At 63.3% G+C, this 23168-nt stretch carries 21 protein-coding genes; 9 read left to right on the top strand and 12 right to left on the bottom strand.

Annotated features, from left to right (window positions below; all coding sequences use genetic code 11):
* The 3 genes from EOA36_RS04425 to EOA36_RS04415 all read right to left on the bottom strand — a co-directional run.
* The coding region (locus EOA36_RS04425; protein WP_145969110.1) for an aminomethyltransferase family protein at positions 1 to 1142 on the bottom strand (1142 nt) is incomplete at its 3' end.
* Positions 1143 to 1145: 3 nt separating this feature from the next.
* Positions 1146 to 2711, bottom strand: a complete 1566-nt coding sequence (locus EOA36_RS04420; RefSeq protein WP_127275759.1) for an NAD(P)/FAD-dependent oxidoreductase — start codon at positions 2709 to 2711, stop codon at positions 1146 to 1148.
* Positions 2698 to 4317: an NAD(P)/FAD-dependent oxidoreductase gene (locus tag EOA36_RS04415; RefSeq protein ID WP_127275758.1), complete on the bottom strand. Its 1620-nt coding sequence runs from the start codon at positions 4315 to 4317 to the stop codon at positions 2698 to 2700. Before EOA36_RS04415 ends, EOA36_RS04420 begins: the two co-directional genes overlap by 14 nt.
* Before the next feature lie 280 nt (positions 4318 to 4597).
* On the opposite strand from EOA36_RS04415, the gene EOA36_RS04410 reads away from it, so the two are divergent.
* The 5 genes from EOA36_RS04410 (at position 4598) to EOA36_RS04385 (ending at position 10030) form a co-directional block, all read left to right on the top strand.
* A complete protein-coding gene (locus tag EOA36_RS04410) occupies positions 4598 to 5398 on the top strand; it encodes a methyltransferase domain-containing protein (protein ID WP_127275757.1) in 801 nt (266 codons plus the stop codon).
* Between the two features lie 27 nt (positions 5399 to 5425).
* On the top strand, positions 5426 to 6136 hold the full coding sequence (betI, locus tag EOA36_RS04405; protein WP_245464243.1) for a transcriptional regulator BetI: 711 nt from the start codon (positions 5426 to 5428) through the stop codon (positions 6134 to 6136).
* 25 nt (positions 6137 to 6161) lie between these two features.
* The gene (locus EOA36_RS04400; RefSeq protein WP_127275755.1) at positions 6162 to 7244 is read left to right on the top strand and encodes an ABC transporter substrate-binding protein; all 1083 of its coding nucleotides are present in this window, start codon (positions 6162 to 6164) and stop codon (positions 7242 to 7244) included.
* Positions 7245 to 7646: 402 nt separating this feature from the next.
* A complete protein-coding gene (locus tag EOA36_RS04390) occupies positions 7647 to 8723 on the top strand; it encodes an extracellular solute-binding protein (RefSeq protein ID WP_127275754.1) in 1077 nt (358 codons plus the stop codon).
* A complete protein-coding gene (locus EOA36_RS04385; RefSeq protein ID WP_127275753.1) occupies positions 8720 to 10030 on the top strand; it encodes a flavin monoamine oxidase family protein in 1311 nt (436 codons plus the stop codon). Before EOA36_RS04390 ends, EOA36_RS04385 begins: the two co-directional genes overlap by 4 nt.
* Here EOA36_RS04385 and EOA36_RS04380 read toward each other — a convergent pair.
* Genes EOA36_RS04380 through EOA36_RS04370 form a run of 3 tightly spaced genes read right to left on the bottom strand, consistent with a single transcriptional unit; the run spans position 9994 to position 12855 of the window.
* On the bottom strand, positions 9994 to 11067 hold the full coding sequence (locus EOA36_RS04380) for an ABC transporter ATP-binding protein (RefSeq protein ID WP_127275752.1): 1074 nt from the start codon (positions 11065 to 11067) through the stop codon (positions 9994 to 9996). The genes EOA36_RS04385 and EOA36_RS04380 overlap by 37 nt on opposite strands.
* A gap of 52 nt (positions 11068 to 11119) precedes the next feature.
* Positions 11120 to 11941 (bottom strand): ABC transporter permease, encoded by an 822-nt coding sequence (locus EOA36_RS04375; protein WP_127275751.1) that lies wholly within the window; start codon positions 11939 to 11941, stop codon positions 11120 to 11122.
* The gene (locus EOA36_RS04370; RefSeq protein WP_127275750.1) at positions 11938 to 12855 is read right to left on the bottom strand and encodes an ABC transporter permease; all 918 of its coding nucleotides are present in this window, start codon (positions 12853 to 12855) and stop codon (positions 11938 to 11940) included. Before EOA36_RS04370 ends, EOA36_RS04375 begins: the two co-directional genes overlap by 4 nt.
* A gap of 269 nt (positions 12856 to 13124) precedes the next feature.
* Between EOA36_RS04370 and EOA36_RS04365 the strand changes: the two genes are divergently transcribed.
* Positions 13125 to 14543 (top strand): aminotransferase, encoded by a 1419-nt coding sequence (locus EOA36_RS04365; RefSeq protein WP_127275749.1) that lies wholly within the window; start codon positions 13125 to 13127, stop codon positions 14541 to 14543.
* A 10-nt stretch (positions 14544 to 14553) separates the two neighbouring features.
* On the opposite strand, the gene EOA36_RS04360 is transcribed toward EOA36_RS04365, so the two are convergent.
* Positions 14554 to 15756 (bottom strand): aromatic ring-hydroxylating dioxygenase subunit alpha, encoded by a 1203-nt coding sequence (locus EOA36_RS04360; protein ID WP_127275748.1) that lies wholly within the window; start codon positions 15754 to 15756, stop codon positions 14554 to 14556.
* Between the two features lie 437 nt (positions 15757 to 16193).
* On the opposite strand from EOA36_RS04360, the gene EOA36_RS04355 reads away from it, so the two are divergent.
* A complete protein-coding gene (locus tag EOA36_RS04355; RefSeq protein WP_127275747.1) occupies positions 16194 to 16601 on the top strand; it encodes a hypothetical protein in 408 nt (135 codons plus the stop codon).
* A gap of 133 nt (positions 16602 to 16734) precedes the next feature.
* Here EOA36_RS04355 and EOA36_RS04350 read toward each other — a convergent pair whose 3' ends face one another.
* Positions 16735 to 18822 (bottom strand): PAS domain S-box protein, encoded by a 2088-nt coding sequence (locus tag EOA36_RS04350; RefSeq protein WP_167531408.1) that lies wholly within the window; start codon positions 18820 to 18822, stop codon positions 16735 to 16737.
* A 77-nt stretch (positions 18823 to 18899) separates the two neighbouring features.
* Positions 18900 to 19673, bottom strand: a complete 774-nt coding sequence (locus EOA36_RS04345) for a response regulator transcription factor (RefSeq protein WP_189343576.1) — start codon at positions 19671 to 19673, stop codon at positions 18900 to 18902.
* Between the two features lie 45 nt (positions 19674 to 19718).
* Here EOA36_RS04345 and EOA36_RS04340 point away from each other — a divergent pair, with 45 nt between their 5' ends.
* Complete coding sequence (locus EOA36_RS04340) at positions 19719 to 20420, top strand: response regulator transcription factor (RefSeq protein ID WP_127275746.1); 702 nt, start codon at positions 19719 to 19721, stop codon at positions 20418 to 20420.
* Positions 20421 to 20491: 71 nt separating this feature from the next.
* Here EOA36_RS04340 and EOA36_RS04335 read toward each other — a convergent pair whose 3' ends face one another.
* Positions 20492 to 20659: a hypothetical protein gene (locus EOA36_RS04335; protein WP_127275745.1), complete on the bottom strand. Its 168-nt coding sequence runs from the start codon at positions 20657 to 20659 to the stop codon at positions 20492 to 20494.
* Positions 20660 to 20699: 40 nt separating this feature from the next.
* Complete coding sequence (locus tag EOA36_RS04330) at positions 20700 to 21032, bottom strand: hypothetical protein (protein ID WP_127275744.1); 333 nt, start codon at positions 21030 to 21032, stop codon at positions 20700 to 20702.
* A 342-nt stretch (positions 21033 to 21374) separates the two neighbouring features.
* On the opposite strand from EOA36_RS04330, the gene EOA36_RS04325 reads away from it, so the two are divergent.
* Complete coding sequence (locus EOA36_RS04325; RefSeq protein WP_127275743.1) at positions 21375 to 21830, top strand: L,D-transpeptidase; 456 nt, start codon at positions 21375 to 21377, stop codon at positions 21828 to 21830.
* A gap of 105 nt (positions 21831 to 21935) precedes the next feature.
* Here the strand turns inward: EOA36_RS04325 and EOA36_RS04320 are convergent.
* A partial coding sequence (locus tag EOA36_RS04320) for an efflux RND transporter permease subunit (RefSeq protein ID WP_189553120.1) occupies positions 21936 to 23168 on the bottom strand: 1233 nt, incomplete at its 5' end.

Below are 23168 nucleotides of genomic sequence, written 5' to 3'. Positions count from 1 at the left end.
ACCCAGAGGTCTTCCACGACAGTATCACCATAGGGCCGCGCCAGCGAGGCGATGGCGATGTTGCGCTTCGCCATCGGCGACCACATGGCGGCGCTGACCAAGCCGACTTCCTGGCTCTTCTTGTAGTAGACGATGGCGTGTTCGGCCGGGATGTTGCCCTCGATCTCCAGCCCGACCAGGACATGGCGCAGTCTGCGTCTTGTCCTCGCTTCGAGGATGGCGCGGCGGCCGTTGAAATGGGCCTTTTCCAGATCGATCATGAAGCCGAGCCCGATCTCGTCGGGCATGCGCAGGCGGTCGGCGCGGATGGCGTGTTCGGCGGTGGTGAAATCGGCATTGGCGACAATCAGCCCTGCTTCGAGCCGCGCGCGGTTGAGCGCGGTATAGCCGATGGCCCTGATGCCGCGCAGTTCGCCTGCCGTCATCAGCCGGTCCCAGAGACTCAGCGCCTTGTCGGCCGGCACGAACAATTCGTAGCCGAGATCGCCGGTGAAGCCGGTGCGTGAAATGATGACCGTGCCACCGTCATGCGGGAACTCGGCGAGGTCGAATATTTTCAGCTTCTCGACACCGGTGAAGCCCGCATCGCGCAACACGGCGAAAGATGTGGGGCCTTGCAAGGCGAGCCCGGCGACGGCCTCGGTTTCTTCCTCGACGGTGACGTCGAAACCAAGGGCGCTGTCCAGCAGCCAGGGCAGATGCCGCTCCTGCGAACACAGCCGGAAGCGGGTTGGCGAAAGTCGGAACAGCGTGCCGTCATCGAGGACAAAGCCTTCGTCGTCACACCATGCGGTGTAATGAACGCGGCCGGGCCTGAGCTTGGTGACATCGCGCAGGGTGACGCGGTCGAGGAAGGCTTCGGCAACCGGGCCTTCGATGCGGTATTTGGTCATTGGCGAGATGTCGAAGAGCGCCGCCTGGCTGCGGATGGCGAAATATTCGAGCTCCTCGTCCCAGAGCGAATGCGGCGCGCGGTAGCCGGCCCAATTGTACCAGTCCTGGGTCTTGGCCAGCGCATCGAGGCGCGGCTGGAACGGCGTGCCGAGATGCAGCGTGCGGAAGTGGGTTTGCGCGAGGGTGCGGGCAGAAACGGCCGAATTGGCTGTCGTTGCAACGGGCTTCTTCCTGGTTGCCTGAGCCATAACCTACCCTTTCATCGCGATGATGCGCCGCGCGGCATTCAACCCGGGCGCACCGGAAACACCACCACCGGGATGCGAACCAGCACCGGCCAGGAACAGCTCGTCGAGCGGCGTGTCATAGCCCGACCAGCCGGAGACAGGACGCGAGATCAGCATCTGATCTGCCTGCAGTTCACCATGATGCCAGTGACCACCGGGCATACGGTAGCGCTTCTCGATGTCGGCAGGCGTCAGAAGCTCGGCATGGCGCACCGTCTTGCCGATGCCAGGCGCGTAGGCTTCCAACCGAGCCAGGATTGCCTCGAGGAATTTCGGCTTGCCGGCATTCCAACCCTCTTTCAACTGATAGGGCGCGTATTGCACCACGGCTGACAGCACGCAGGCGCCGTCTGGCGCCAGCGACGGGTCCGCAAGGCTGGGCAAGGTTATCTCCATCGCCGGCTCGGGCGAGAACTCGCCGTACTTCGACGGATTGAAGGCACGCTCGACATGGTCGGGGGAGGGGGCGATGACGAGCCGCCCCTTGTGGTCGGCGGCATCGGCGCCAGTGAATTGGGGTGGCCGGTCGAGCGCCAGATGGAGCTTGGCGGCATCACCCTTCATGCGGATATTTTTCACCTTGCGCATGAAGCCGGTATCGATCCCGCGTGGTCCGACAAGATCGAGGAAGGTGGTCGCCGGGTTGATGGCGGAGACGATCGTCCTGGCGCGAAGCTCCTCGCCATTGTCGAGGACGACGCCGACGGCGCGGTCTTTCTCGACAATGATCCTTGCGACGGGCACCGATGTGCGGATCGTGACGCCGGCCTTTTCGGCGGCAGTGCGGATGGCCACGACCACCGCGCCCACGCCACCCCGTGGCAGCAGTTGCGCTCCGGCCGCACCGCCGATCTCTCCGGCCAGACGATAATAGAGCCCGAGCAGCGAGGTCGGCGAGCGCGGGCCAAGATGACTGCCGAGGGTGGCATCGAAGGCGAGCAGCCCCTTCAGCCTGTCGTCGGCGAGCTGCTCGTCAAGCAGGTCGGCAACGTTCATCAGAAGCACGCGCAGGAAGTCGCGCATGTCTTCCTTGCCGAGTTTCTTCAACGCTAGCGCGGTCTGGCCGAGCGAAGCTGTCTCCAGCAGCGACATGCCACCGAGATCAGGCGGCCGGCGCGACAGGAACGGCTTCAATATGCCGGCATAGCGCAACAGCTGCGCGCGCAAATCCTTCCAGGCGGACTGTTCCGACGAACTGGCGCCGGTCAGCACCTCGCCATAGGCGCCATGCAGGACAAGTGGCGGTCCATCTTTCGACAATGCGACTGACGGGATGAAGTCGGCGCGGGCGATTTGCAGCCCGTGCTTTTCCAGCTCCAGCGTCTTCATCACATCGGGGTGCAGCCGGTTCAGCACATGCGCGATCGACGAGACGCGAAAACCGGGCGCGAATTCCTCGGTGCGCGCCGCGCCGCCGGGTTCGGCTGCGGCTTCCAGCACCAGCACCTTGCGGCCGGCCTTCGCCAGCGTGGCGGCAGCGACAAGCCCGTTGTGGCCGCCGCCGATAACGATGCCATCAAATAACGTCATGGGCCGGGCTCATATGCGAGGTGGATTTTGCGAGATCGCGCAGGATTTCGGCCGCAGCATTGCGGCCGGGCGCGCCCATGACGCCGCCACCGGGATGGGTCGAGGAGCCGCACATATAGAGCCCACCGAGCGGCGACCGATACTGCGCATAGCCCGGCACCGGGCGGTTGAACAGAAGCTGGTCGAAGGTGAGTTCGCCCTGAAAAATGTTGCCTTCGGTGAGACCGACCTCGGCCTCGATTTCGCGCGGCGTGCGCACTTCCATGTGGACGATGCGGTCGCGAAACCCCGGCGAGTATTCAGCGATCTGCGCGATCACGCTTTCAGCAAAACCGTCGCGGTCGGCATCGGTCCACTCGCGGCCGTTCACCTTGGGCGGCGCGTACTGCACGAAGCAGCTCATGAAGTGTTTTCCCGGCGGGGCCATGGTCGGGTCGAGCGTCGTCGGGATCACCATGTCGAGGAAGGGATCGGCGGACCAACGGCCGGCCTTCCAGTCGTCATAGGCGCGCTCCATGCGCTCAATCGAATCGGTGAAATGCATGTCGCCGCGATAGACTGGCGAGTCCTTCGGCAGCGCCGGGAATTCCGGCAGCGAATCGAGCGCGATGTTGACCTTGCCTGAGGAGCCGCGGATCTTGAAGTTCTTGACCCGGCGCAGGAAGATGTCGGGCAGTTCCTTCTCCTCGACCAGCTTCAGGAAGGTGCGCTTCACGTCGGCATTGGAGACGACCAGCTTGCCGTAAATCTCCTCGCCGCCGGCAAGAACGACGCCCTTGGCCCTGCCTCTGTTCACCAGCACATGGTCGACCTCGGCGCTGGTGCGGATCGTGCCGCCGGAGGCCTTGAAGGAGGCTGCCAGCGCCTTGGTGACTGCGCCCATGCCGCCGCGCGCATAGCCCCAGGCGCCGACCGATCCGTCGACCTCGCCCATATAGTGGTGCAGCAGCACGTAAGCGGTGCCGGGCGACATCGGTCCGAGTGCCGTGCCGATGATGCCGGATAGCGCGAAGTTCGCCTTGATGACGTCGGTCTCGAAATATTCGTCGAGGAATTCCGAGATAGACATCGTCCAGAAGCGCAGCGTCAGCGCCATTTCCTCGGCGGAGAGACCGGCGAATTTCTTGCCGAGATAAAGCAGTTCGCCGAGGTCGCGCGGCCGCAAACTGGTCGGGTCCGGCGCGGTGCGCATCAGCAACGGCTGGATGAAGCGGCACTGGCGCGTCACGTCGCGAGAGTAGCGGTCATAGGCCTCGGCATCCCTTTTGGAGAAGCGGGCGAATTCGCGCCGGTGCGCGTCGTGGTCGCGGTAATTGGCGAGGTAGTCGCCGTCGCGCGTGAACACCGCACCGCCCTCATAGGAAATGACCTGCAGGCCAAAGCGCGGCAGGTCGAGGTCGCGCATGATTTCGGGGCGGAACAGCGAGCAGACATAGGAGCAGTTGGAGTAGAGGAAGCCCGGCGTCAGCTCCCGGCTGGTGGCAGCACCGCCTACCCAGTCGTTCTTCTCGACCACAAGCACGTCGAGGCCGGCGCGCTGGAGGTAGCAGGCGTTGACCAGACCGTTATGTCCGCCGCCGATGATGATCGCATCCCAAGCTTTCATTGTGGCCCAGTCCTCCCCGTTTTGCGTCATTCCCAAGGGGAAGCGCTATGCGCTTCTCCCGGGGAAAACCGCTCACACTTTTCCTCGAATTGCTTAGGCGACCCGCTCTTCATTTTTGCGTGATCTGTTCCCGAATGCGCGGAATTTGGCATGACATCAGCCATTCTGTCCAGACATTCTGAATGAATGTTCAACAAATGATATTGCGTTTTCCCGCATCTGCGCTACGCTTCGCCGGCGTTCGAACCGAGCATTCCGTCGATTGGGGGACCGAGGGCTGATGATCGCAACGGCAGACGCCGAACCGGAATATGACGACACCGCCATCCGCTTCCTTGAGGCGCTGTGGGGCGATGGCTACCTGTCGCCAGGCGGGCCGGACGAAGTCGACCGGGTGGTCGAGGGGCTTTCGCTCAAGGGCAGGACGATCCTCGATATCGGCTGTGGCTGCGGTGGCATCACGTTGCATCTGGTCGAGAGTCACGGCGCGGCGCACGCCACCGGCTTCGATGTCGAACGGCCGGTGATCGTGGCGGCCAGACAGCGCGCCGCAGCGCGTGGCCTTGGCGAGCGCGCCAGCTTCGTTCAGGCGCCTCCGGGATTGCTGCCTTTCGCCGACAGCTCCTTCGATGTCGTCTTTTCCAAGGATGCGCTGTTGCATGTGCCCGACAAGGACGGGCTCTTCGCCGAGATTTTCCGCGTGCTCAAGCCGGGCGGGGTCTTTGCCGCCTCCAACTGGATGATCTCGCATGACGGCGAACCATCACCCGACATGAAGGCGTATGTCGCGGCCGAGGGGCTGTCCTTCGCCATGGCCTCGCCGGCGCGCTATGCCAAGGCGATGCGTGGCGCCGGTTTTGCCGATGTCACCGTCAGGGACCGCAATCCCTGGTACCGCGAGGTGGCGCGAGGGGAGCTCGAAAGGCTGAAGGGACCACTCTATCCGGCCGTTGCCGCAGTGGTGGGCGCGGCCTATGTCGACAAGAACCTACGAACCTGGGAAGCCATGCAGAAGGTGCTTGACAGTGGAGAGCACCGTCCCACTCATCTTCGCGGGTCGAAGCCGGATGCAAAGCGATAGCCGGCGATGCTGGAGACCATCACACGCATGAAAACGGCAGACGCCAGGGACGCGCTCCTTGAACCGGCGCGGAAAGCCGAATCCGAGAAGCGCGGGCGCAAGGCCTCGAAGGAGGTCAGGCAGCTTCAGCTCATCGAGGCGACGATCGATTCGCTCGCCAAGCGCGGCTATTCGGAAACGACAATGGCCGATGTCGCCGATGGCGCCGGCCTGTCGCGCGGCATCGTCAATTTCCATTTCGAGAGCAAGGAAAAGCTGCTCGTCGCGACGCTGCAGCACATGTACGACGAGTATTCGGCGCATTGGCGCAATGCGCTGCAGAAGGCAGGCGACGATCCTGCCGACCAACTCCAGGCCCTGGTCGCTGCCGACTTCGACCGCTCGATCTGCAACAAGCGCAAGCTCGCCGCATGGTGCGCCTTCTGGGGCGAGGCCAAGTCACGGCCGACCTACCAGGCGCTGAGCAGCGCCCGCGACGTCGTCTATCAGGACATCTTCATCGAGCTCTGTGCGACGCTCAAGCAGAGCGGCGGCTACGCCTATGAGGCGCAGGTCATGGCATTGGCGCTTAGCGCCATGCTGGAAGGGCTTTGGCTGCGGCTGATGATGGGGACCGAGAACACGACCCGCGAGACCTCCTTGCAGGCGGCGAACGAATTCCTGTCGGCGGCTTTCCCGAAACACTACCCGCGGAACGCCGCCGCCCCGACCAAATCATCAGAAAAGACGAAATCATAAGAAAACCACAGAGGATGGAACAGCAATGAAGACACTGACAAGACGCCTGACACTGACGCTCGCACTGGCCGGAACCCTGGCGGCCTCCGCCGCCGCCTTGGCGATCGCCGCCGACAAGGATCTGATCGTGTTCGACTGGTCCGGCTACGAGGATCCGGGCTTCCACCCGAAATATGTCGAGAAGAACGGCGATTCGCCGACCTTCGCCTTCTTCGGCGATGAGGACGAGGCGTTCGAGAAGGTCCGTTCCGGCTTCAAGGCCGACCTTGGCCATCCCTGCTCGCAGAGCGTAGTGAAATGGCGCGAGGCTGGCCTGCTGCAGCCGCTCGACACCTCGAAGATCACAGGCTGGAAGGACCTCAATCCCGGTATCATGGCGATGAAGAATCTCGCCACCACCGATGACGGAAAAGCCTGGTTCATGCCCTGGGACTGGGGCAACACGCAGCTCACCTACAATTCCTCCAAGATCGACGACAAGGACGTGCAGTCGCTGAAGGCGTTCGCCGATCCGAAGTTCAAGGGCCGGGTGTCGATCGGCGACAATGTCGACGACGCCTATGCGCTGGCGAGCCTCGCCATCGGCCTGAAGGACTGGACCAAGATGACGGACGACCAGTTCAAGCAGGCATCCGATTTCCTGCGCCAGGTGCACAAGAACGTGCGCTCCTACTGGACCGACACCACCGACATCGTGCAGTTGTTGAGCGGGGGCGAGGTCGACCTCGCCTGGGCCTGGAACGATGCGACCGTGCAGTCGGTCGCAGCCGGCATGCCGATCAAGTCGAAGAAGGACACGGCGGAGGGCATCTCGACCTGGGTCTGCGGCTATGTGCTGTTCAAGGATGCTCCCGGCAACATCGACAAGGCCTATGATTACCTCAACGCAGTCAACGATCCGGAGATCGCCAAGGTGCTGGTCAAGGATTGGGGCTACGGCCAGGCCAACGCCAAGGGCATGGCCGGCGTCGATCAGACCGTCCTGAAGGAAAAGGGTTATGACGACGTGCAGAAATTCGTCGACAAGACGCTGTTCCAGCAGCCGCTGCCGTCCGATCTCAAGCTCAAGATGATCGCCGAGTTCGAGAAGATCAAAGCGGGCTATTGAGGCCTGCTTTCGAGTGGCCGTTCCTGCCCGCTCGGATATGGAACTAGGGTGATCACTCGGGTTGCCATCATCCATTCGAGCGCTGGCGCCGCCCCTCACCTGCCTGCCGGCATCCTCTCCCCGTATAGTGACGGGGAGAGGGGCGCTGTCGTCGCCGGTTTCGCCAATCGCCGACGTTGCAGGAAGAGTGCCGGCACTGCGGGCAGCCTTCTTCTCCCCGTCGCTATACGGGGAGAAGTGCCCGGCAGGGCGATGAGGGGCAGCGCTGACTTCAATGATTGCCGGTCCCGGCCGCAAGTTGGTCCGAAGTGGTTGCTCCATCGAATTCGCGGCCTCGCCAAAGCTTGGGAATTCTCCTAACCTCGCTCTCGGCATCTTTCGCGATGGGGGAGTTTTCGCACCATGAATTCCGCGCTTCGCCGTCTTGTTGTCGCCGCCGCCTGCATGGTTGGCGCCGGCGCGGTTTACGCGCTCGCCGAAGGCGGCGGTAACCTCGTCGTATTCGACTGGTCGGGCTATGAGGATCCGCTGCTGCATCCGGCGTACACGACCAAATACGGCGCCGAGCCGACCTTTGCTTTCTTCGGCGACGAGGACGAGGCCTTCGAGAAGATGCGGGCAGGCTTCAAGGCCGATGTCGCGCATCCCTGCTCGCAAAGCGTGGTGAAGTGGCGCGAGGCCGGCCTGCTGCAGCCGCTCGACACGTCCCGGATCGCTGGCTGGAAGGATCTCAATCCAGGTATCATGGCGATGAAGGATCTCGCCGTCACCGCCGACGGCAAGGCTTGGTTCATGCCATTCGACTGGGGCAACACCTCGCTGCTCTACCGCACTGACAAGGTGACGGCCCAACAGGCACAGTCGCTCAAGATTTTCGCCGATCCGCGGTTCAAGGGCCGCGTCACCATCGGCGACAATGTCGATGACGCCTATGCGCTGGCGAGCCTAGTCATCGGTCTCAAGGACTGGACCAAGATGACCGACGACCAGTTCAAGCAGGCGTCCGCTTTCCTGCGTGACGTGCACAAGAACATCCGTTTCTACTGGACCGACGACACCGACCTCAACCAGGCCTTTATCGGCAACGAGGTCGACCTCGTCTGGGGCTGGAACGAGACCTTCGTGACGCTGAAGGGACAGGGGCTGCCGATCGCCATGAACCGCGAGACCAACGAAGGGATTTCGACCTGGGTGTGCGGCTACGTGCTGATGAAGGATGCGCCAGGCAAGCTCGACGAGGCCTATGATTTCCTCAGCGCCGTCAATGCGCCCGGCGTGTCGGACTATATGGTCAAGACCTTCGGCTACGGCCACGGCAATGGCGCCGGGATGGCTGCGATCGACCACAAGGTGCTGGCCGACCGCGGCTTCGACAATCTCGACAAGTTCCTCGACAAGACCTTGTTCCAGCAACCCGTCGCGCCGGAGCTGAAGCAGCGCATGGTCGCCGAGTTCGAGAAGATCAAGGCCGGCTATTGAGCGACAAGACCGAAAGGACCGGCGTCGTCATCGTCGGGGCCGGCTTCACCGGTCTCTCGGCCGCGATCGAATTGAAGCGCGCCGGCGTCGATTTCGTGCTGGTGGAAGCCCGCGATCGTGTCGGCGGCCGCGTCGAGGCGGTGCGAAACGGACTTGGCGAGCGCATCGACAGCGGCGGCCAGTTCCTGTGCGAGGACATGCCGCAGCTGATGGAACTGGCCCGGGTCCGCGCCAAGACCTTCGTCGAGACCTACGTCGAGGGCGATTTCATCACCCATCCGGCGATGTCGGCCCCGAGAGCCGAGCGCACCTATCATGCCTCGATGGCGATCCGCGAACGCATGAACAGGATTGAGCCCAACGATCCCGCGATCGAGGGCCTGACCGTTGCCGACTGGCTCGAAGGCCAGAACGACACGGCTGACGCCAAGGCGGCCTTCCGGTCGATGATCGAAGGCCTGTGGTGCCTGGCCCTGGAGAAGGTGCCGCTCTGGTACCTGATCGACAATGACCGGCGCATCACCAATGAGGTGCCGGAGCTGCAATATTCCCTGCGCGAGACCATGCAGTCGGTGGCCGACGATCTGGCTAGGGATTTCGGCGGCCGGGTGAGGCTCGGTGAACCGGTCACCCGCATCGAATATGGTCCGCCAGGGGTTCGTGTTGTCTCGAGCAATGGCGTGATCGAAGCGCGCGCCGTTCTGGTGGCCGTGCCGCCGGCGACAGCCGCGAAGCTCGATTTCACGCCCGTCCTGCCAGCAGCCTTGGACAGGGCGCTCGGCGCCTGGGAAAGCGGCGCGGTGATCAAGATCCTGGTGCGCTATCCCAGGCCATTCTGGCGCGAGCGGGATTTGAGCGGGATGGTGATGTGGCGGGATCTGCCGGGGCTGTTTGCCTGCGACGCCAGCAAGGATCCCGATCATGCGGCGCTTGTCGTCTTCGCCGGCGGGCCTCTGGCGCTGCGCTGGCACGAACTCGGCGAGGCGGACCTGCGGGCGCAGGTGACGATGAGGCTTGTGGGGGCGCTCGGTCCGGAGGCTGCGGATAGTCTCGATTTCAGCCGCCGCGACTGGACGCACGATGGCTGGAGCGGCGGTGCCTATAGCGACCTGATCATCGACGTGACGGCGAGGGATGCCGAACGCACCATTCTTGCCGGTGCGCCGCCGCTGCATTTCGCTTCGTCGGAATTGTCGCCGTCATTCCCGGGCTATGTCGAAGGCGCGATCGTGGCCGGGCGCATTGCGGCGCGCAGGATCATCGCCGATGTTCAGTCGGCCATCGCGACCAGGGCTTCGGGATCATAGGCGAGGCGGATCGGGGTGCCGACCGGGATATCGTCGGCGCCGAAATCGTTGGTCTCGGTCACCGACAACGGCTTTTCCAGGCCCGGGATTTCGACGATCAGATGGGTGATCTCGCCGAAATAGTGGCGCTCGACCACCTTGCCGGCGACCTCGAATTTGGCTGTCGCGTTGTCCCATAGCACGCGCAGGCGTTCCGGTCGGATGCCGAGCGTGGCGGCGCCGCCATTGCGAACGAAAGCCTTGGGCTTGTCGGTCTTGATGCGGCCGAAGCCGAGCGTGTCGACGATCAGCGAGGCGCCATTCTCCTCGACGATCTCGGCCTTGACGAAATTCATGCCGCCAAGAAAGTCGGCGACTTGGCGGTTGACCGGACGCTGGTAGATTTCCTTTGGCGAGGCGACCTGCGCGATCTTGCCGCCGAACATCACGGCGATGCGGTCGGACATGGCGAGCGCCTCGTACTGGTCGTGGGTGACCAGCACGAAAGTGATGCCGACCGCCTGCTGCAGGCGGCGGAGTTCGACCTGCATCTGCTCGCGTAGCTTCTTGTCAAGCGCCGACAGCGGCTCGTCGAGCAGCAGAACTTTTGGCCGCATTACCAGGGCGCGGGCAAGCGCGACGCGCTGGCGCTGGCCGCCGGAAAGCTCGGTGGCAAGCCGCTTGCCGAGGCCGGTGAGCGAGACCTGCCCCAGTGCTTCCTCAACTCGGCGCTTCTCTTCGCCGCGCTGCAGCTTCAACCGCTTCAGCCCGTAGGCGACGTTCTGCTCGACATTGAGGTGCGGGAAGATCGCGTAGCTCTGGAACACCATGTTGGTCGGCCGGCGGTTGGCCGGGATGCCTTCCATCGACTGGCCACCGACCGCGATCGAACCGCTGGTCGGATTGTCGAAGCCGGCGATCATGCGCAAAAGCGTGGTCTTGCCGCAACCGGAGGGTCCGAGCAGCGAGAAGAACTCGCCTTCCCTGATGGTAAGGGAGGCGTCGTCCAGCGCCTTGAACGCTCCGTAGCTGCGAGTGACGTTGCGGATCTCGATCATCGGTCTTTCGGATTGGATCCTGTCCGCGTGAGGGCGCTCGATCCGCGGCTGCTCAGGCATACAGGCCTCCCTCGTTCTGGGTACGTCTGGCCGCGCGGCGACGCAGGATTTCGGCGATCGTCATCAGCAGGAAGGAGGCGACCAAAAGCAGCGTGCCCAGCGCCAGCACGCCGGGCAGTTTCGACGCGAAACGCAACTGGCCCCAGATGTAGATCGGCAGTGTCGCCTCGGTGCCTGTCAGGAAGAAGGCGATGATGAACTCGTCCAGCGAGATGGTGAAGCAGACCAGCAGGCTGGAAATGATCGCCGGCGCCACCATGGGCAACGTCACGCGCCGGAAGGTGCCGAAGGCGCTTTCGCCGAGATCGGCGGAGGCTTCCTCGAGGCTGCGGTCGAAACCTTCGAAGCCGGAGGTCAGCACCGTCATCGAATAGGGAATGCAGACCAGGACGTGGCCAAGCACGACGGTGAACAGTGACAAGCTCAAACCAAGCTGCAGCATCACCAGCAGCATGGAGATGGCAACGATAACTTCGGGCAGCACAAGCGGCGCCATGATCAGCCCGTTGATGGCGCGGCGGCCGGGATAGCGGTAGCGGGTGATCGAGCGGGCGGCGAGGATGCCGAGTACGGTGGAGAGGATGGCCGCCGAGACGCCGACGATCAGGCTGTTCCAGGCGGCGTCGAGCAGCGCCGGCGTGCGCGGCAGGTCTTCGTACCATTGCAGGGTGAAGCCGGTCAGCGGGAATTTCGGCGTCGCCGCCGTGTTGATCGAGAAGATCGGCAGGAAGATGACGGGCAGATAGAGGAAGACGATGTAGAGGAACGCATAGGCCGACAGCCAGCCGCCCGGCAGGAAGCGCCGCGCTCTCATCGCGCCATCCTCTGCAAGGTGCGGATGATCAGCACCGTGGCGCCCGCCATCAGGGAGACGATCAGCATGGTGGTGACGGAAAGTGCGGCGCCGAGCGGCCAGTTGGCGGCCTTGCCGAACTGCGCCTGGATAGCGTTGGCGATCATGACGCCGTCCTTGCCGCCGACGAGCTTTGGCGTGACATAGTCGCCGACCGTCGGGATCATGACGATCAGCGCCGCGGAAATGATGCCTGGCGCCGACAGCGGCAAGGTCACGCGCAGGAACGAGCGCAAGGGACCATCGCCAAGATCGGTAGCCGCCTCGACCAGCGTGCGGTCGACCTTCTCCAGGGACACGAAGATCGGCAGAATGGCGAAGGCCGCCCAGGCATGGGTGAGGGTGATCATGACGGCGCTCGAATTGTAGAGCAGGGCTGTCGACGGTTCGTCGATGATGCCGAGGCCCATCAGGCCGGAATTCAACACGCCGTTATAGCCCAGGATGACCTTCCACGACATCACGCGCAAGAGATAGCTGGTCCAGAACGGTATGGTGATGAGGAACAGCCACAGGCTCTTGTGACGGCCGCCATGGAAGGAAATGAAGTAGGCGATCGGATAGGCGAGGACGACGGTGAACAGGCTGACCGTCAGTGAGATGTAGAGCGAGCGCCACAACAGATCGCGGTAGATCGGCTCGGTCAGCGCGACGCGGTAGTTCTCCAGCGTGAAGGTGCGGTCGATCGTCAGGTAATGCTGCGTCCAGAAGGAATGGGCGATGACCACCATGATCGGCAGGACCAGCAGGATCAGCGCGTAGAGGAAGGTTGGGCTGATCAGGGCAAAGCCCTGTACGGGCTCGGATCGCAGAAGGGCATTTCGTCTGGCCCGCGTCATGCGCAACGGGGGCGACCCTTCCGCAGCCACAGTCATTGCAGGGCACCGGGGGGCAGGGCTCCGGGTGCGATCTCGGTTGCTGGCCTGGACTGTCCCGCCATACGGCATCCCATTGGGCTGGCGCCGGCTATTGTTCCCCTTGCCGGCTTTCTTTCATCATGCGCGCATCCGCGGATTGAAATCAAGCGCTAATTCTGCAATGTTGATTGAACGGACATTCAAAATCGGGTGAGCAGGGCGACGATTTCGGCCATGGCGGACCGGATTGATGCCCGGGAAATTCGAGGGATGATGTGGAGGCGATGATGGCGGCTCTGAGAGATCTGAAGGCACGCGAAACGGCTGGCCCTGGCAACGACGATGCGGCCGAACTGGCCAGGCGTCATCTCATCCAGCCCTGGCCTTATGCCGGTTCCGTCGGTTCGGAGGCGCGCGCGCTGATCGGTGAGGGCGATGGCATCTACATCACCGACAGCACCGGCAAGCGGCTGATCGATGGGCCTGCCGGCATGTGGTGCGTCAATGTCGGCCATCGTCGAGAGGAACTCGCCAGGGTGATGTACGATCAGGCGATGGCGCTGTCCTACAACACGCCTTGGTACACGATGAACGCGCCATCGGCGGAGCTTGCCAAACGCATCGCCGGCCATGCCCCAGGCGAACTCAGCCATGTCTTCTACACCACGGGCGGTTCGTCCGCGGTCGAGACGGCGCTGCGCTTCATGCAGTTCTACAACAATGTGCGTGGCCGGCCGGAAAAGAAGCTCATCCTGAGCCGAGGCGGCGCCTATCATGGCTCGACCTATCTGTCGGCCTCGCTCAATGGCCGTCCGCGCGATCGCGACTGGATGGACGGCGCCGACGAATTGGTGGTCAAGCTGTCCTCGCCCGATCCGTTCAGGCGCCCGCAAGGGATGAGCCTTGCCGCCTTCACCGATTTCCTCGTCGACCAGTTCCGCGACACGGTGGCGCGCGTCGGCGCTGACAGAATAGGCGCCTTCGTCGGCGAACCGGTGCAGGCTTCCGGCGGCGTCGTCGTGCCGCCCGATGGCTATCTCAAGCGTATCCGCGAGATCTGCCGTGGCAACGACATCCTCTACGTCTCCGACGAGGTGGTGACGGGCTTCGGCCGGCTTGGCCATGTCTTTGCCTCGGGCGATGTGTTCGGCATCGATCCGGACATGATCACCTTCGCCAAGGGCGTCACCTCAGGCTATTTCCCGCTCGGCGGCGTCATCATCTCGGAGCGGCTGCTGGAAAACCTGCGCCGGTCCAACCATCCCGATGCGCTGTTCGGCCATGGCCTGACCTACACCAGCCATCCCGTCGGCTGCGCGGTGGCCTTGAAGAATCTCGACCTGCTGGAGGAAAGCGTGCTTGCCCACACGCAGGCGGTCGCGCCCTATTTCCAGGCGCGGTTGAAGACGTTGGAAGAGCTGCCGCTGGTCGGCGAGGTGCGCGGCGTGGGGCTGATGGGCTGCGTGGAATGCGTCGCCGACCGCGAAAGCAAGGATCCACTGCAACTCGACAAGGATGTCGGCAAGCGCATCGACGCCCACTGCCACGAACTTGGCCTGCTGGTGCGGCCACTGATCAACATGTGCGTGATGTCGCCGCCACTGATCATCACGCGCGAGCAGATCGACGACATGGTTGGCATCTTGCGCGAAGGCATTTCACGCACGATGGATGATCTCAGGAAAGAAGGCGTGTGGCGGGGATGATTGGCAGCTTCTACCCTCGCGACCGCAGCGCGTCGTTCAGATTCCACATGTCCTTTTCCTCTGGCGCGGTCTCCAGGCCCAGCACCGGAATCTGCTTGCGCAGGTGGTCGTGGTGCGTGCGTACGCCATATTCGAGGTCGGAGAGGTAAAACCCCTCGAAGGCCTCGGACAGCATGGATTCGTTCGACCAGACCGAGAGCTGCACATCTTCCGACATGGTGTCACGATCGATACGGAAGGAGAGGTAGCGGGCAGCGGCCTGCTCGCGACTTTCATCGCGGTAGCGATAGATGGCGCCACGCAGCAGGGTCTCACCCGTCGACAGCGGGAACTCCTGGTAGAACTGCACCGATTCCGGCATCACCGACAGGACGGCGTTGGGGAAAATGCCGTAATAGACCCAGGCCTTCCTGAGATGGTCCGGCAGATGCGTCGGCTCCGGCGCGATCTTGACGTAGTTCCTGACGCTCCAGCGGCGGCCGGCATGCGGGTTGTAGGTGGCGAAGGAGCGCGAGACGCCGTTGATGAAGGGCTCGTCGAAATAGGTGGCGCCATAGAGATCCTGCAGGGCCGGATGCGCCATGGCGACGTGATAGCCTTCATTGTCGACGTCGCGCACCGACTTCCAGTTGACCGGTGTCTTCTGGGTCCAGATGCCCCAGGAGGGCACCATGTCGGCGGCCCTGTAGTGTGCGAATTCGGGTTCGATCGGCTTCAACAGCTCGGCGACCGAGGGCTGTGGCCCGCCATTGCGGAAGCGGATGAAGATGAAGCCCATCCAGACTTCGAGATCGAGCGGCATCAGGCCGAACTCGGTCTTGTCGAGATCGGGGAAGGAGCGCGGCCGGGCGGCGCCGCGCAACGTACCGTCGAGGTTGTAGACCCAGCCATGGAACGGGCAGACCAGCGCGTTCCTGCAATTGCCCTGGCTGTCGGCCACGACGCGGCTGCCGCGGTGGCGGCACATGTTGTTGAAGCCGCGCACGACGCCGTCCTTGCCGCGTACGATCAGAGCGCGCTCGCCAATGACATCCATGGTGAGATAATCACCGGCATTCGGTATGTCGCAGACATGTCCGGCGATCTGCCAATGATTGCGGAAAACATACTCCTTCTCCAGTTCTAGAAGGGCGGCGGAATGGTAACTCCAGCCCGGTAATCCCCGCCGGTCCCAATCGTTCGGGATTGCCACGTCACGGAGGTGCGGGTTCATGAACCGTCTCTTCTTTTTATTGAATATGCATTCAATATAATCATATTTTGCATTGAAATGCAATGGCTTGTGGAAATACGCAGATTCCGTATCGGAAATGTAAGCCCAGGTTCCAACGGCATCCGGCTCCGCCGCGGGCCCCGAAAACCCCGGAAAATCCGGGTGTTAGCCGGACTTCCACAACCTCCGCCCTGTCGCCGGTTCACGCTGCAAATCGCGCCCCTCGACAAGGTATTGCGCTGGCAAGAAAGCCCCGGCGGCGCACGGAGGGCAACCCGCCACTCAGGTCAAAATAGCCAATGACCGATTTTGACCGTTTCTGCCCGCATGGATGTTTCAATCCGGTTACATTGCCGCGCTCTCGTCACCTTTGCGCCGTTACAGAGCGCGATTAAATTCGTTTTATCGCAAAAAGAAAATCAACGAAGGGGAAGATGATGCGTGCGAAAGTCCAGATCACCAGCGGCAACCGCTTTCAGGCTCCAGAGCGCGCTGACCGCCGCCCGAAGCTGGCCCTTCGCCAGCGTGCCAGCGACCACCCGATGGCAATGTTCATGGCGCTGGCTGCTTGCGCCTTCGCCGGCATGGCGTTCACGCCGACGGTCGGTCCGGCCTTCGCTTCGTTGCATCCGCCTGCCAACGTCATCGAAGGTGCGCCGACCACAACCACGACCGCCCGCCTGCCGATGCCAGCGATCGATTTCGCCTGCAAGGGGCAAGCCTGGGGCGCCGAGAGCGTGGATTGCCTGCGCGCCATCGCCCAGCAGTCCGGAACGCACAAGGTCCGCGCGATCCGCATGATCGCCAACGCCGTGCCGGTGACCAGCACGCCGAACATCTTCTGATTTTTGTCTCCGGGTTTCTGCCTGGGCATGATTCCGAAAACAGGTTCCCGTTTGGGGATCATACCCTGACCTCCCCGAGCGCACCTCCAGCGCTCTCCTCGGCTCCCGCCGCACGTCGGCCGGGGGCCTCTTTTTATGCTTTCAACGCGGCCTGCTCGGCAATGGTCGAAAGCACGCTGCGTACATCCAGCGTGCTGAACGGTTTTTCGAGGATCTGGGGCCGCTGCTGCGCCGGCAACGCCTCGATTTCCGCCTTCGCGCCGATGAGGTCGCCGGTGACCAGCACGAAGCGCCGCGCCAGGTCGGGGCGCTCGGCGAGCAGTTCGCGGTAGATCGAAATGCCTGATGTGCCGGGCATGCGCAGATCCGAAAAGACGATGTCAGGCGGCATGTGGCCGCTCAAGGTGGCGGCGCTCGATTCCCAGACCGGCGCGATCCGCGACTTGATGCCCATCAATTCGAGAATGTCGGACAAGGACCCGGCGACGTCAGGCTCGTCATCGATGATCAGGGCATGGCGCAGGCCGCTCGATCGCGGCTGGCTTTCGCCAGCTGCGATCATGCCTGCCGAGATAGCGGGCAACTGGACGACGAAACGCGCGCCTCTCGGCTGCACTTCCTCGAACCAGACATTGCCATTGTGCCGCTCGATGATGGATTTCGAAATCGACAGGCCGATGCCGGTGCCGACACCGACCGGCTTGGTGGTGAAATAGGATTCGAAGATGCGGGAGCGGATGGCTTCGGGAATGCCGGGGCCGTTGTCCTCGACCGAGAAGCCGGGATTGCCCCGGTCGCCACGGAAGCTCCGCACCTTGATCAGCCGATCGCCGGCGACGCCAGCCAGGGCGTGCTGGCTGTTGATGAGGAAATTGGCCGCCACCTGCGTCACGTGGTCGGCGTCGGCCATGGCCAGCAAGGGACCCGGTGCGAAATCGGTATCGATGATGATGCCGCTCGAGCGCGCGCCATAGGCGGTCACTTCGAGAGCGGCGCGGATCACCTGGTTGAGATCGGTCTCGGCCTGCGCCGCCGGATGGAGGCGGACCATCGACAGGAAGCTCTTGACGATGCGCCCGCAGCGCTCGGCGGCGGCGCGCACTTTTTCGGCGCGCACCTTGGTCTGCGGATCGCTTGCGAATTCATGCAGCAGCGTCGATTGCGCGACCACCACGGCCAGCGGGTTGTTGAGTTCGTGTGAGACGCCCGCGAGCAGCGAGCCCATCGCCGCCATCTTCTCGTTCTGGTGCAGCTTCTCGCGCTGCCGGTTGATCTCCTCCTCGGCGCGCAGCCTCTCGCGCAGGTCGCGGATGGAGCCGAAGATCAGCCGGCGGTCGGCGACCCGCATCTCGGTCGCCGTCAGCTCGATCGGAAAGACCTCGCCGGCGGCATTCTGCGTCACCGTCTCGAGCCGCTGGCCGACCATGGGCGCGCCGCGGCCGGACATGTAGTCGGCGCCCGAGGAATAGCCCTTGCGGTAATATTCCGGAACGACGGTATCGAGCAGGTCCTTGCCGAGGATTTCGCTGCGCTGGAAGCCGAACATCTTTTCCGCGGCCGGATTGAATTCGATGATCGATCCGGCCTCGTCGATGACGATGATGGCGTCGAGCGAGGCCTGCAGCATGGTGCGGCGGATCACCTCGCTGGCATGGGCGTCGGAAGGGGAGTGTTCGATGGCGTCGCCGATGGCGAGCGCGATGATGTGCAGCGTCGCCTCTTCCTCATCGGTCCATTCACGCTCCTCGACGCAATCATTGACCGCGAGCGTGCCCCAGAGATGGCCGTGCGCGAAGACCGACACCGACAGGAACGACTTGATGTTCTGCTTTTCGAAATCGGCCCTCAGGAACCCCGAGAGATCACGCGTATGCCCGGCGAATATCTTGCCTTGCCGCTCATCCTCGGCCAGCCGCTCCAGCAGCGGATCCGAATTGACGATCGACTGCATGATGACGGTCGGTGAGGCCAGTTCGCCGCCAAAATCGGGGTCGATCCAATAGGCGGCGACCGACTGAGCGAAACCCTGGCCGGGCAGTTCGCGCAAGCGGAACAGGATGCCGCGCTGGCATTCCATGGCGTGGCACAGCGTTTCCAATACGCCGTCCATTTCGCGCTGCCAGTCGCCTGCCTCGCGCAGCCGGCGCACGACACGCACGGCCGCCATCGCCGCGCCTTGCCTGAAACCCTGCATATCCGTGCTTGCCGTGTCGCCCGTCATTGTCAGCCGCTATTCCAGAGTCACGCCATCGATCGGCTGGCAACGGCCGTGGAGCGGAACCCCCGTGGGTCTGACGCTCAGTTGCCGTCGCCGGTCGGCAGCGAGAAGATATAGCCTTCGCCGCGTACCGTGCGCAGGAATTTCGGATTGGCCGGGTCCGTCTCGATCTTCTTGCGCAGACGCATGATGCGGATGTCGACGGCGCGCGATGATTCCGGATCCTCGGTGAAGCCGATCGCCTCGGAGATCGCAGCCCGGGTCAAGAGCCGGTTGGCGCGGGTCAGGAAAACCTCCAGCACGTCGAATTCGCTCTTGGCCATGTCGATCACAGTGCCGTTGGCGCCGGTGACCAGCCTGCCGTCGAGATCGGCCTGGAAGGGGCCGAAGGCGACGGAGCGGCGGTCGGTCCTGGCTTTCCTGTCCTGCGGCTCTGTCGGCTGCGGGACACGGCGCAGCACGCTGCGCACCCTGGCCAGCACCTCGCGCAGTTCATACGGCTTGACGATATAGTCGTCGGCGCCGAGTTCCAGCCCGACGATGCGGTCGAGCGCGGTGCCGGCGGCGGTCGCATAGATGATGCCGATCGGCATTTTCGAGCGCAGCCAGCGGCCGAGCGACAGGCCATCCTCGCCAGGCATGGCGATGTCGAGGATGGCCAGATGGAAGGGCTGCGTCTCGATCAGGCTGCGCGCGGCGGCCGCGGTTTCCGCGGTCGCCACATCATAGCCCGCGGCGCCGAGATATTCGGCGACCGCGTCCCTCAGGTCGGGCTCGTCCTCGACGATGACAATTCTTGCCCGCACGATGCTCTCGCTCCCACTTTCAGTGGAAAGTAGATTGGGTATAAACATGATGTCCAGCACTCATATCCGGTTGCCAGGGAACGGTTGGAAAACATGGCCGCACGAGCCGTCATCGCGCTTGTTTCCGTCGCCGAGGTCGTGGCGACCGAGCTTGCCGACCATCTTGAGCGGCGCGGCCATGACGTGCGTCAGGCGCGGCAGCCCTGGGAGGCGGAATCGCTGCTGGAGGGCAGAGGCATCGATGTCGTCGTCGTCGGGGATAGCCTCAGCCAGGCGGAAGGGCGGGATCTGCTCAGGCGTTATGGCGGCCAAGGCGGGGGCGGCGAACATGGACCGGATTTCATCCTGATATGCCGGCCGGCCGATCTCCTCGACAAGGTGCTGGCGCTGGAGCTCGGTGCCGCCGACGTCGTCGAAAGTCCGCTCAATGTCAGGGAACTCGCCGCGCGTGTCGGCGGCCTGCTTTCGCGGCGTGGCAGGGGCACCCAGGAACTGATCGTGCTGGAGAACGCGACCGTCGATCTGAGATCGGCGATCGTCATGCATCGCTCCGGTACGCAGGAGCAGCTCTCGCCCGGCCAGGTGGCGCTGCTCAGGCTGTTCCTGGCGAGCCCGCGCAAGGTGCTGACGCGTGACGACATTATCGCGGCGGCGCCGGCCGAGAATGCCGACGCCTTCGATCGCTCGATCGACTCGCGCATCGTGCGGCTGCGCCGCAAGCTCGATACCGAGACCATCACCACCATACGCGGCGCCGGCTACAGGTTCGATCCGCCGCGGCAGTTCGCCGACTGACGGCTGCCTTTTCCCGCTTGTTGCCCGGATCAGCATCGGCCCTTCCATTTCCGCGCCGATGCGCGCGAGGTTCAGCGCACCACCAGCAATGACGGACCCGAGGCCATGTCGCCGCCGGCGACGAACTCGCTTGCGTGAGCGCGTTCCTTGAGGAGCACGCTGGCGAGTGCGGCAAAGCCGAGCAGACCCTGCGCATAGAGCAGCGCGGAAAGCACGGAAGCTGCGAATTTCGTTTTCATCGTCGGAATTCCCCAAAAAATGCCGGTGTCGCGGGTCGCTTCAGGAAACTCCCGAAGTGCCCGCGCCGCCCACGGAGCCCCCCGTCGCGGCGCGGGCCTTCGGTCCTCTCGGCAGCAAGTTGCCGGAGGGGCCGCGCAAAACCAGCAGCCGAAGGCCAACCCGCCAGAGGGCCTTCAACCGGGCGATGCGCAGGCTGGAAACAATCCAGACCGTGGCGCAAAACAGAGCGACGTGCAGGGTCGAAATCTCGCTCGAACTCATCGCTGCCAGCTTCGCCGCCGGGCGGCCGGCAATGCTGCCGACGCCGCCGATGGCCGCCGCCGCGATGCTGATCCTGAAGAGCCAGGACCGCGTGTTCGTTTTCGTTCCCATGGTCGTTGCCGTCTGCTTTCGTTGCGTCAACTTTTGCCTCCCGTCCGTATCCGGATCATGCCGCCAAAAGCCGCGCTTTGTTGCAGTTTGGTTTCGAAATTCGCCTCCATCCTTTCATATAGCGGCAAGTCGAACTTTCGTTTCGGTATGAATACCTATGTACGTCATCCCTGACCACGTGTTTCGGATGGGACAGTTGCCGACGATACCGATTGCTCTGTTAACCGGGGAAACAAATTCGAAACACAAACGCGTATTTCGCGAAATATCACCGAAACATGCGGGAGGGATAAGCCACCCATCGAATTGGAGCCGGCCTGATCGGCAGAGAGAGGGAACGTCATGCACACCGCCATTTCCGCAAAGCTCATCAACATCACCGCCGCCGCGTTCATGGGCAGCGTGCTTCTGTTCGGCGCAAACGCCGCGCATGCCGCCAACACCGTCGTGGCACGCGTTTCGCTGTCGCAGCAGGTCATGGAAGTCTCGGTCGACGGCCGGCCGACCTTCGCCTGGAAGGTTTCCACCGGCGACAGGGCGCATGTGACGCCGACCGGCTCGTTCAAGCCGACGCGCATGCACGAGATGTGGTATTCGAAAAAGTACGACAACGCGCCGATGCCGCATTCGGTCTTTTTCAGCGGTGGCTACGCGGTTCATGCCACCTATGCCATCAAGCGCCTCGGCCAGCCGGCCTCGCATGGCTGCGTGCGGCTGCATCCGGACAATGCCGCCGATTTCTACCAGCTTGTCGAGACCTTCGGGCCGGCCAACACCAGCATCGTCATCGTCAAGTAGCAGGCAGGTTGCCGCGCTCGGCCATATGCCGGAGCTGCTGGAGCGACCGCCAAAAAAAGAGGCCGGAAAAATTCCGGCCTCTTTTTGTTTCTTGCGTCCTGTGCGTCAGCTCGGCAGCGCCGGCATCAGCTTCGGATCCGGCTTTTCCGCCAGATGCGGCAGGTCCTTGCTGGCGATGAAGGTGTAGAACATGGGCACGACGAACAGCGTGAACATGGTGCCGACCAGGATGCCGGTGAAGATGACGAGGCCCATCGAATAGCGGGCCGCGGCACCGGCACCGCTGGAAACGATCAGCGGCACCACGCCCAGCGCCATCGCGGCCGTCGTCATGAGGATCGGCCGCAGGCGCACCTTGGCCGAGGCGATGATGGCGTCACGCCGCCGCATGCCATGCAGTTCTCGCTGCTGGTTGGCGAATTCGACCAGCAGAATGCCGTGCTTGGTGATCAGGCCGATCAGCGTGATCAGTCCGACCTGGGTGTAGATATTGAGCGTGCCGAGGCCCAAATTGAGCGGCACGATCGCGCCGAAGATCGACAATGGCACCGCCATCATGATGATCAGCGGATCGCGGAAGCTTTCAAACTGCGCCGCCAGCACCAGATAGATGACAATGACGGCCGCGCCGAAAGCGATCAGGATCGTGTTGCCCTGTTCCTTCTCCTGCCGGGACTGGCCGGAATAGTCGATGAAGAAGGTGTCGGGCAGGCTCTCCTTCGCAATGTCCTCGAGGACTTTCAAACCGTCGCCGGTTGTGACACCGGGCAGCGGCAGCGCCGAGATCGTCGACGAATTCAACTGGTTGAACTGCTCGATGGCCGCCGGCGAGGCATTGTTCGAAATCGTGACCACGGCCGACAGCGGCACCATCTCGCCCGTCACGCTGCGTACGAAGTATTGGCCGAGCTTTTCGGGATTGTCGCGGAATTCCTGCGGCACCTGCGGAATGATGTCGTAGCTGTTGGAGTCGCGGTCGAACTGCGCCACTTCAGCGCCGCCGACCAGCAGCGTCAGCGTGCGGCCGATATCGGCGATCGGCAGGTTGAGGGCGGCGGCGCGGTCGCGGTCGATAGTCACCGTCACCTGCGGCGCATCATAGGCCATCGAATTCTGGACGACGATGAAGCGGCCCGAGGCCTGCGCCTTGTTCTTGATCTTCTCGGCTTCCTCGAACACCTGAGCGGAATCGCCGGTCGAGCGCACCACCATGGAGATCGGCAAGCCGCCGCCGGAGCCTGGTAGCGTCGGCGGCGCGAAGACAAAGGCCTGGACACCCGCCACCTTGGCGATACGAGCCGTAATGTCGGCCTGCAGTTCCTTCGAATTGCGCTTCCG

Source organism: Mesorhizobium sp. M8A.F.Ca.ET.021.01.1.1 (assembly GCF_003998025.1).
In the GTDB taxonomy this organism is placed as follows: Bacteria; Pseudomonadota; Alphaproteobacteria; order Rhizobiales; family Rhizobiaceae; genus Mesorhizobium.
Note: the sequence above shows the minus strand (reverse complement) of the source record. Positions and strands in the feature narration are given on the sequence as shown.

What these genes read in the sequence shown, in the direction of transcription:
- EOA36_RS04420 (WP_127275759.1), bottom strand. Translation starts at nt 2,711, where the DNA reads ATGACGTTATTTGATGGCATCGTTATCGGCGGCGGCCACAACGGGCTT.
- EOA36_RS04415 (WP_127275758.1), bottom strand. Translation starts at nt 4,317, where the DNA reads ATGAAAGCTTGGGATGCGATCATCATCGGCGGCGGACATAACGGTCTG.
- EOA36_RS04410 (WP_127275757.1), top strand. Translation starts at nt 4,598, where the DNA reads ATGATCGCAACGGCAGACGCCGAACCGGAATATGACGACACCGCCATC.
- betI (WP_245464243.1), top strand. Translation starts at nt 5,426, where the DNA reads ATGAAAACGGCAGACGCCAGGGACGCGCTCCTTGAACCGGCGCGGAAA.
- EOA36_RS04400 (WP_127275755.1), top strand. Translation starts at nt 6,162, where the DNA reads ATGAAGACACTGACAAGACGCCTGACACTGACGCTCGCACTGGCCGGA.
- EOA36_RS04390 (WP_127275754.1), top strand. Translation starts at nt 7,647, where the DNA reads ATGAATTCCGCGCTTCGCCGTCTTGTTGTCGCCGCCGCCTGCATGGTT.
- EOA36_RS04380 (WP_127275752.1), bottom strand. Translation starts at nt 11,067, where the DNA reads ATGATCGAGATCCGCAACGTCACTCGCAGCTACGGAGCGTTCAAGGCG.
- EOA36_RS04375 (WP_127275751.1), bottom strand. Translation starts at nt 11,941, where the DNA reads ATGAGAGCGCGGCGCTTCCTGCCGGGCGGCTGGCTGTCGGCCTATGCG.
- EOA36_RS04370 (WP_127275750.1), bottom strand. Translation starts at nt 12,855, where the DNA reads ATGACTGTGGCTGCGGAAGGGTCGCCCCCGTTGCGCATGACGCGGGCC.
- EOA36_RS04365 (WP_127275749.1), top strand. Translation starts at nt 13,125, where the DNA reads ATGGCGGCTCTGAGAGATCTGAAGGCACGCGAAACGGCTGGCCCTGGC.
- EOA36_RS04360 (WP_127275748.1), bottom strand. Translation starts at nt 15,756, where the DNA reads ATGAACCCGCACCTCCGTGACGTGGCAATCCCGAACGATTGGGACCGG.
- EOA36_RS04355 (WP_127275747.1), top strand. Translation starts at nt 16,194, where the DNA reads ATGCGTGCGAAAGTCCAGATCACCAGCGGCAACCGCTTTCAGGCTCCA.
- EOA36_RS04350 (WP_167531408.1), bottom strand. Translation starts at nt 18,822, where the DNA reads ATGACGGGCGACACGGCAAGCACGGATATGCAGGGTTTCAGGCAAGGC.
- EOA36_RS04345 (WP_189343576.1), bottom strand. Translation starts at nt 19,673, where the DNA reads ATGTTTATACCCAATCTACTTTCCACTGAAAGTGGGAGCGAGAGCATC.
- EOA36_RS04340 (WP_127275746.1), top strand. Translation starts at nt 19,719, where the DNA reads ATGGCCGCACGAGCCGTCATCGCGCTTGTTTCCGTCGCCGAGGTCGTG.
- EOA36_RS04335 (WP_127275745.1), bottom strand. Translation starts at nt 20,659, where the DNA reads ATGAAAACGAAATTCGCAGCTTCCGTGCTTTCCGCGCTGCTCTATGCG.
- EOA36_RS04330 (WP_127275744.1), bottom strand. Translation starts at nt 21,032, where the DNA reads ATGGGAACGAAAACGAACACGCGGTCCTGGCTCTTCAGGATCAGCATC.
- EOA36_RS04325 (WP_127275743.1), top strand. Translation starts at nt 21,375, where the DNA reads ATGCACACCGCCATTTCCGCAAAGCTCATCAACATCACCGCCGCCGCG.